Here is a 6,375-nt window from a genome sequence, read left to right as displayed (position 1 = left end):
CGGATGGCGCATCCACGACTACCGCACCGGACGCAAGGCCGCGCGAGCCGGCCTGATCGTCTCCGCGGTGGCCGGCGCAGCGGCCGGCGCCGTCGTCGCCGGGGGCTCGTGGCGGCGTCGTACGAGCGCCTGATCAGGCCTTGCCGCGACGGTCGCTCGCGGACGGATGCTCCGCTAGATCTTTGTGAACGCCTATCAGGATCGTCAGACCTGACCTAGGATCAGCAGAGATTGTCGCGAGCACCATCTGCGGGAGGGCGCACCTATGCCTCATGAGAGGCCGGATGTCGCACGCGGGCTTAATGCCCTGCGTGACGCTGTGCTGAGCCTTCTCGACCCCGCTCCCGCGCTCGCCGGACCTGCCGCGACCACCGGTTCAGCCCCCGCCTTCGGCCACGGATGCCTCCTCGCGGAGGCCGTCGCCGACGACCGGTCCTCGATGCGCGCCGACGGTGGCGGCTACGGCGACGGTGACCTCGCCGCGTCCTCGGAGGACTCCGAGGCCGATCGCACCCGCCTGATCGCCCTCGTCGAGCTCGCCCGCGGCGGCGACTCCGAGGCGTTCGGGCTGCTCTACGACCACTACCACGTGTCGGTCTACCGCTTCCTCTTCTACCGCACGCGCTCGGCCCCGCTCGCCGAGGACCTCACCTCCGAGACCTTCTTCCGCGCCCTGCGCAACATGAAGAGCTTCCGCTGGCAGGGCAAGGACTTCGGCGCCTGGCTGATGACCATCGCGCGCAACCTCGCCACCGACCACTTCAAGGCCGGCCGCACCCGACTCGAGATGACCACCGAGGACATGGGCGACCACGACGACTCCACCGAGGGTCCTGAGTCGGTGGTGCTCGCCGGCCTCACCAACGAGCTGCTGCTCCAGGCGCTCACCGAGCTCCCCGACGAGCAGCGCGACTGCTTGGTGATGCGGTTCCTCCAGGGCATGAGCATCGCCGAGACCGCCGCCGTCCTCGGCCGCAGCGACGGTGCGGTCAAGCAGCTCCAGCTGCGCGGCGTGCGCAACCTCGCCAAGCTGATGCCCGACGGAATTCGCGACTGATGACCGCCCTCGATGCGACGGTGCTCACACCCGTAACTTTCTCGCCCCACGCCTCGTTGGAACAGGTGTCGGGTCCCGCTGGTTGCTCCCTCGTGCCAGTCCCCGCCACCACCACACCACCCAGCAGAGGAGGACAGCGATGAACCCCCACTTCGGTGCACGACGACGGGCCGACGAGTTCGACCGGCTCCTGTCCGGCCCTGCCAGCGCACGCCAGATGCTCGCCGAGCCTCCGGCCGGGTCCGCCTTCGACGCCGAGCGGTACGACGAGCTGCTCGCGCTCGTCGCGACGCTGCGCGACGTCACCCCCGCCGAGCCCCGTCCGGCCTTCTCGGCCCACCTCCGCTCACGCCTCATGCTGGCCGCCGAGGGCGCCTTGACTCCCGACACCGCCGAGCAGAGCGCCGCGCGCCGGGCGCCTGCGATCCGCAGGTCACCTCGCGAACGTCGTCTCGTCGCTGCCGTCGGTGGCTTCGCGATCGTCAGCGCGACCGCCTCCATGGCCGTCGCCGCCCAGAGCGCCCTGCCGGGCGACACTCTTTACCCGCTCAAGCGTGCGATCGAGAACGCCCAGACCGGCGTCCAGCGCGACGCCGACGGCAAGGGCACGACGCTCCTGGTCAACGCCACCGGTCGCCTCGACGAGGTCGGGGCCCTGAGCCGCTCCGGCGACGACGCCGACGCGATCGCCCTCACTCTCCACGACTTCGTCGACCAGGCCCAGGAGGCCTCGGCGCTGCTGCTCGGCGACTTCGCCAGCAACGGCCAGGCCTCGACGATCGAAGAGCTGCGCGCCTTCACCGCCGACAGCATGGGGATCCTGACCCGCCTGCAGAGCGTCATCCCCGAGACCGCTCGCGCCTCGCTCATCGAGGCCACCCAGGTCATCAACGCGATCGACGTCCAGGCCCAGGCCCTGTGCCCGGCCTGCACCGACCTGCCGATCATCCAGGCGCCGGTCTTCGCGACGAAGTCGATCGACGCCCTCCTCGATGACGCCCGCGGGCCGGTGGCCGATGCGGTCCTGGCGCCGGTGAGCGCCACTTCCGACGACGCTCCCACGTCCGGTTCGCGCGGCACCAAGGGCTCGAAGGGCTCCAAGGGGTCCGACGGCGCCAAGGGCGAGCAGGAGGCCGAGGAGTCCTCGACGCCCTCCGTGCCGACCTCGGCTCCGCAGGAGCCCAGCCTGCCGCAGGGCCCGAGCTCGTCTGACAGCGACGACAAGGACGACGAGAAGAAGAAGGACGGCGTGCTCGACGGGCTCAACGTCAACCGCTCCGACGACCCGATCGGCGACCTGCTCACCGGCACCGCCAAGACGGCCGGCAAGGCCGTGGACGACGTCGTCAAGGGCGTCACGGGTCTCGGCAACTGACGCCTCCGGGGCTGTGGCCCCGAGCGCAGCATCTCGCGAGAGTGATCACCTCCCGCACGGCGAGGTCGAGCCGCGGGTCGTTCAGCCGAAGACGGACGAGCGCTGCATGAGCAGCGAGTAGAGCGTCTGCTGGATCGTCTCTCGCACCTGGTCGGTGACGTCGAAGACCAGCATGGGGTCCTCGGCTGCGCCGGCGTCGTAGTCATCGGTGCGGATCGGCTCGCCGAACTCCAGCAGCCACTTCGACGGCAGCGGGATGAGCCCGAGCGGCCCGAGGAGCGGGAACAGCGGCGTCACCGGGATGTAGGGAACCCCGATCAGCCGAGCCAGGGCCGGGATGTTGCCGACCAGGGGGTAGATCTCCTCGGCACCGACGACGGCCAGCGGCACGATCGGTACGCCGGTGCGCAGGGCGGCGGAGACGAAGCCTCCGCGACCGAAGCGCTGCAGCTTGTAGCGCTGGGAGAACGGCTTGCCGATGCCCTTGAAGCCTTCGGGCCAGACCCCGACCAGCTCGCCGTCGCGCAGCATGCGCTCGGCGTCCTCGCTGCAGGCCAGCGTGGCGCCGCCGCGGCGCGCCATGCTGGAGACGATCGGCATCCGGAAGACGAGGTCCGCGCCGAGGGCGCGGAGGTGGCGACCAGTGTGGTCGTGGATGGAGACCATGGTCATCAGGCCGTCGACCGGCACGGTGCCCGAGTGGTTGGACACCACCAGCGCGCCGCCCTCGGTCGGGATGTTGTCGATGCCCCGGACCTCGATGCGGAACCAGTTCTGGGCGATCGGGCGCAGGGCTGCCATGAAGAAGCGCTGAGTGATCTCGGCGTCGAAGCCGTACTCGTCGACGACGTAGTCACCGGTGATCCGACGACGCAGGAAGGCCAGGAACTCGGCGAGGCGCGGCTCCCACTGGTCGCCGAACAGCTCGACGGCCGCGTGCTGGAAGGCAGCGAGCCACTCAGAGGTGGGGATCGAGCGCAGCGGGTTGCGCTCGCGCGTGGAGAACGACGCGCCCGTGGTCACGATGGTGGACTCGTCGGCGCTGCCGGCCGCACTGGAGGACGACGATGATGGCGATGACGACGGCGCCGCGGGCTCGTTGTCGGCGCCCGCTGCGGTGTTGCTCGTCGGGGTCTCGACGTCGGTGCTCGAGCCGGGTGACGGCTGGTCGCCGTCCTTGGTGGTCTCGTTAGACCCGCTGGGGGCGCGCGGGGGCTTCCTCGAGGGAGCGAGGCCACGCGCAGCCGAGGAGGGCTGCTTGCCGGTGCCGCGACCTGGGCGGCCGCGAGTTCCGATCGGGATGATCTCGGCGTCACCCACGGGCGTCTCCTCGTGATCGTCTCGTCGACGCGAGCGACACGACCGGCGGGACCGACCCGGGTCCCGTCAGGGGCGCGTGCGCTCGCTCGTGGTGCAGGGGCGTGCTGGGCAGCCGGTCCGCGACCGCGGCGAGGGCCCTCTCGGCGCGGCCCCCGGTGGGGTTGAGCCCGGCGGCGAAGTCGGCAAAGGCCTCGGCCGTCGTGTAGCGCGGCGTGAAGCCCAGCGTCTCGCGCATGGCGGTGGTGTCGACGCCACGACCGTAGGTGAGGAAGGACTGCTGCTCGGGCGAGAAGTCGGCGACGCGGGCTGAGCGCAGCGCGGAGCCGAGGCTGCCCACGGCGAAGCCCGGCATGGGGACGCTCGGGCGCTGGAGACGTCGTACGGCCTGGGAGAGCATGAGCATGCCCTCGCCGGCCACGTTGAACGTGCCGGCTGCACCGTCGGCCACGGCGTGCTGGAGCACCGCCATCAGGTCGGCCTCGTGCAGGAACTGCATCCGGGCGTCGTAGCCGAGCACGGTCGGGATCACCGGGAGCCGGAAGTAGGAGGTGATCGGGCTGTTGACGTGCGGCCCGATCACGTTCGCGCAGCGCAGCACCGTCACCCGGCAGTCACCGCGACGACGGGCCAGACCACGGACGTAGCCCTCGATCTCGGCGACGTCCTTGGCGTACCCGGCTCGGGGCGCACGACGCGGCTCCATGTCCTCGCGGAACATCGCGGGGTCACGGTTGCTCGCTCCGTAGACCGTGGTCGTCGACTTCACGACCAGGTCGGTGACCTTCGGCGACTTCTGGCACGCGGCGAGGAGCTGCATCGTGCCGATGACGTTGAGCTCTTTCATCGTGTTGCGACCACCGACGCTGCCGGGGGTCGCGATCACGCTCATGTGGACGACGGTGTCGACGTCCTCCTTGGCGATGACCTTGGCGATGACGGGATTGCGGATGTCAGCGCGCACGAAGGAGACGTCGCCGACGTCCCCGCGAGGGGGGACGACGTCGACGCCGATGACTCGGCCGACGGAGGGGTGCTCGGCAATCGCCGAGGCGCAGCGACGGCCGAGGTCACGGGAGACCCCGGTGACGAGCACGACCTTGTCGCCGCCAGCCATCGCTACTGCACCCTCAGTCCGTCAGCACTGGAGTCAGGTGTTACTTGCCGAGCTTGCGACGCTGCACGCGCGTCTTCTTCAGAAGCTTGCGGTGCTTCTTCTTCGCCATGCGCTTGCGTCGCTTCTTGATGACAGAACCCACGAAAACCTCTTCAAGTCAGTTTCGCCCAGCACGAGCGCCAGGACCGTGACAGCCTACTTGCCGCTACCGCCGGACCCGCAATCGGGATCGGTCGGTCGGCGCAGGACGGCTCAGCCGGCGTTGAAGAAGGACTTTCGGAGGTATTCGTCGACGTCGTGCTCCTGCACACGGAAGGAGCGGCCGACCCGCACCGCGGGCAGATCGCCGCCGTGCACGAGGCGGTAGACGGTCATCTTGGAGACGCGCATGATGGCCGCGACCTCCGCAATGGTCAGGAACTTCGGGTCGGAGGTAGGACCGGGCGAGTTCGTCACGAGGGGTACCAGCTTTCCAAGTGCCCGCCACCGGCTTCCCCACCGGTGTAGATCGGGCACGACAGGCCTGAGACTAGGGCCTGATGTGACTGATGGGGAAGAGATCGCCTCATGTTTCTTCACAGGTTGCGGCGTGTTGTTAGGGGAGTGGGTCGAGCCCGTGATACGGAAACAGCTCGGTCCGGGCCAGGTTGATGCTGCGATCGAGCCACGTGTCGGGGTCGTAGCCGTCCTCCCAGGCCCGGTAGGTCGCGGCGCCGCCGTCGGTCATCCGTCGCGGGGCCGTCACGCCGAGCAGGGCCTCCACGTGGTCGCGCCACGACTGCGGCGTGTCGACGTCGGGGTCCAGCGGACGTCCACCGACGACGGCGAGCAGGTGGCTCCACGCCCGCGGGACGACCTGCACCAGCGCGTACCCACCGCCACCGGTGGACACCCACCGCCCGTCGGCCACCTCGTGCGCGAGGTCGTGCAGGGCGAGGTAGGAGGCCCGCTGTCCGTCGACGGTGAGCATCAGGTCGGCCAGCGGGTCGTCGGCGTGGGAGTCGCAGCCGTGCTGGGTGACCAGCACCTCCGGCGAGAACTCCCGCAGTAGCGGGGGCACGACGGCGTGGAAGGCGCGCAGCCACCCCGCGTCGCTGGTGCCGGGCGGCAGCGGGACGTTGACCGCCGACCCGCGCGCCTCCGGCCCACCGACGTCGCGGACCTCCCCGGTGCCCGGGAACAGGAACTGACCCGACTCGTGCAGCGAGATCGTCAGCACCCGCGGGTCGTCGAAGAAGATCTTCTCCACGCCGTCGCCGTGGTGGGCGTCGACGTCGACGTAGGCCACCCGCTCGGCCCCCTGGTCGAGCAGCCACTGGATGCCGACCGCGATGTCGTTGTAGATGCAGAACCCGCTGGCCCGGTCGGGCATCGCGTGGTGCAGCCCGCCATTGATGCTGGCGCTGTGCAGCGACTCCCCCGACCACACCTGCCGGAACGCCTCGAGCGAGGCGCCGACGACGTGCGCCCCGGCCTCGTGCATGCCGGCGAAGGCGGGGTTGTCCTCGG

7 protein-coding genes are annotated in these 6,375 nt (G+C 70.2%); 2 read left to right on the top strand and 5 right to left on the bottom strand.

What is annotated here, in order from left to right:
• The first annotated feature begins 319 nt into the window (after positions 1-319).
• A complete protein-coding gene (locus tag VOI19_RS11740; protein WP_323793146.1) occupies positions 320-1,057 on the top strand; it encodes a sigma-70 family RNA polymerase sigma factor in 738 nt (245 codons plus the stop codon).
• A gap of 139 nt (positions 1,058-1,196) precedes the next feature.
• Positions 1,197-2,432 (top strand): DUF5667 domain-containing protein, encoded by a 1,236-nt coding sequence (locus VOI19_RS11735; RefSeq protein WP_323793145.1) that lies wholly within the window; start codon positions 1,197-1,199, stop codon positions 2,430-2,432.
• 81 nt (positions 2,433-2,513) lie between these two features.
• Here VOI19_RS11735 and VOI19_RS11730 read toward each other — a convergent pair whose 3' ends face one another.
• The 5 genes from VOI19_RS11730 to VOI19_RS11710 all read right to left on the bottom strand — a co-directional run.
• Positions 2,514-3,752: a lysophospholipid acyltransferase family protein gene (locus VOI19_RS11730; protein WP_323793144.1), complete on the bottom strand. Its 1,239-nt coding sequence runs from the start codon at positions 3,750-3,752 to the stop codon at positions 2,514-2,516.
• The gene (locus VOI19_RS11725; protein ID WP_323793143.1) at positions 3,745-4,866 is read right to left on the bottom strand and encodes an NAD-dependent epimerase/dehydratase family protein; all 1,122 of its coding nucleotides are present in this window, start codon (positions 4,864-4,866) and stop codon (positions 3,745-3,747) included. The genes VOI19_RS11730 and VOI19_RS11725 overlap by 8 nt, the downstream gene beginning before the upstream one ends.
• Before the next feature lie 40 nt (positions 4,867-4,906).
• Positions 4,907-5,008: a 30S ribosomal protein bS22 gene (locus VOI19_RS11720; protein WP_008356322.1), complete on the bottom strand. Its 102-nt coding sequence runs from the start codon at positions 5,006-5,008 to the stop codon at positions 4,907-4,909.
• Positions 5,009-5,118: 110 nt separating this feature from the next.
• Entirely contained in the window at positions 5,119-5,322 is a 204-nt protein-coding gene (locus VOI19_RS11715; RefSeq protein WP_323793142.1) for a helix-turn-helix domain-containing protein, read from the bottom strand.
• A gap of 139 nt (positions 5,323-5,461) precedes the next feature.
• Positions 5,462-6,375: acetoin utilization protein AcuC (locus tag VOI19_RS11710; RefSeq protein ID WP_323793141.1), on the bottom strand; the 914-nt coding region annotated here is incomplete at its 5' end.

It is taken from the genome of Nocardioides sp. (assembly GCF_034670285.1).
Taxonomy (GTDB): Bacteria; Actinomycetota; Actinomycetes; order Propionibacteriales; family Nocardioidaceae; genus Nocardioides.
The sequence above is the reverse complement of the archived record's forward strand: the minus strand, read 5'-3'. Positions and strand labels throughout refer to the sequence as shown.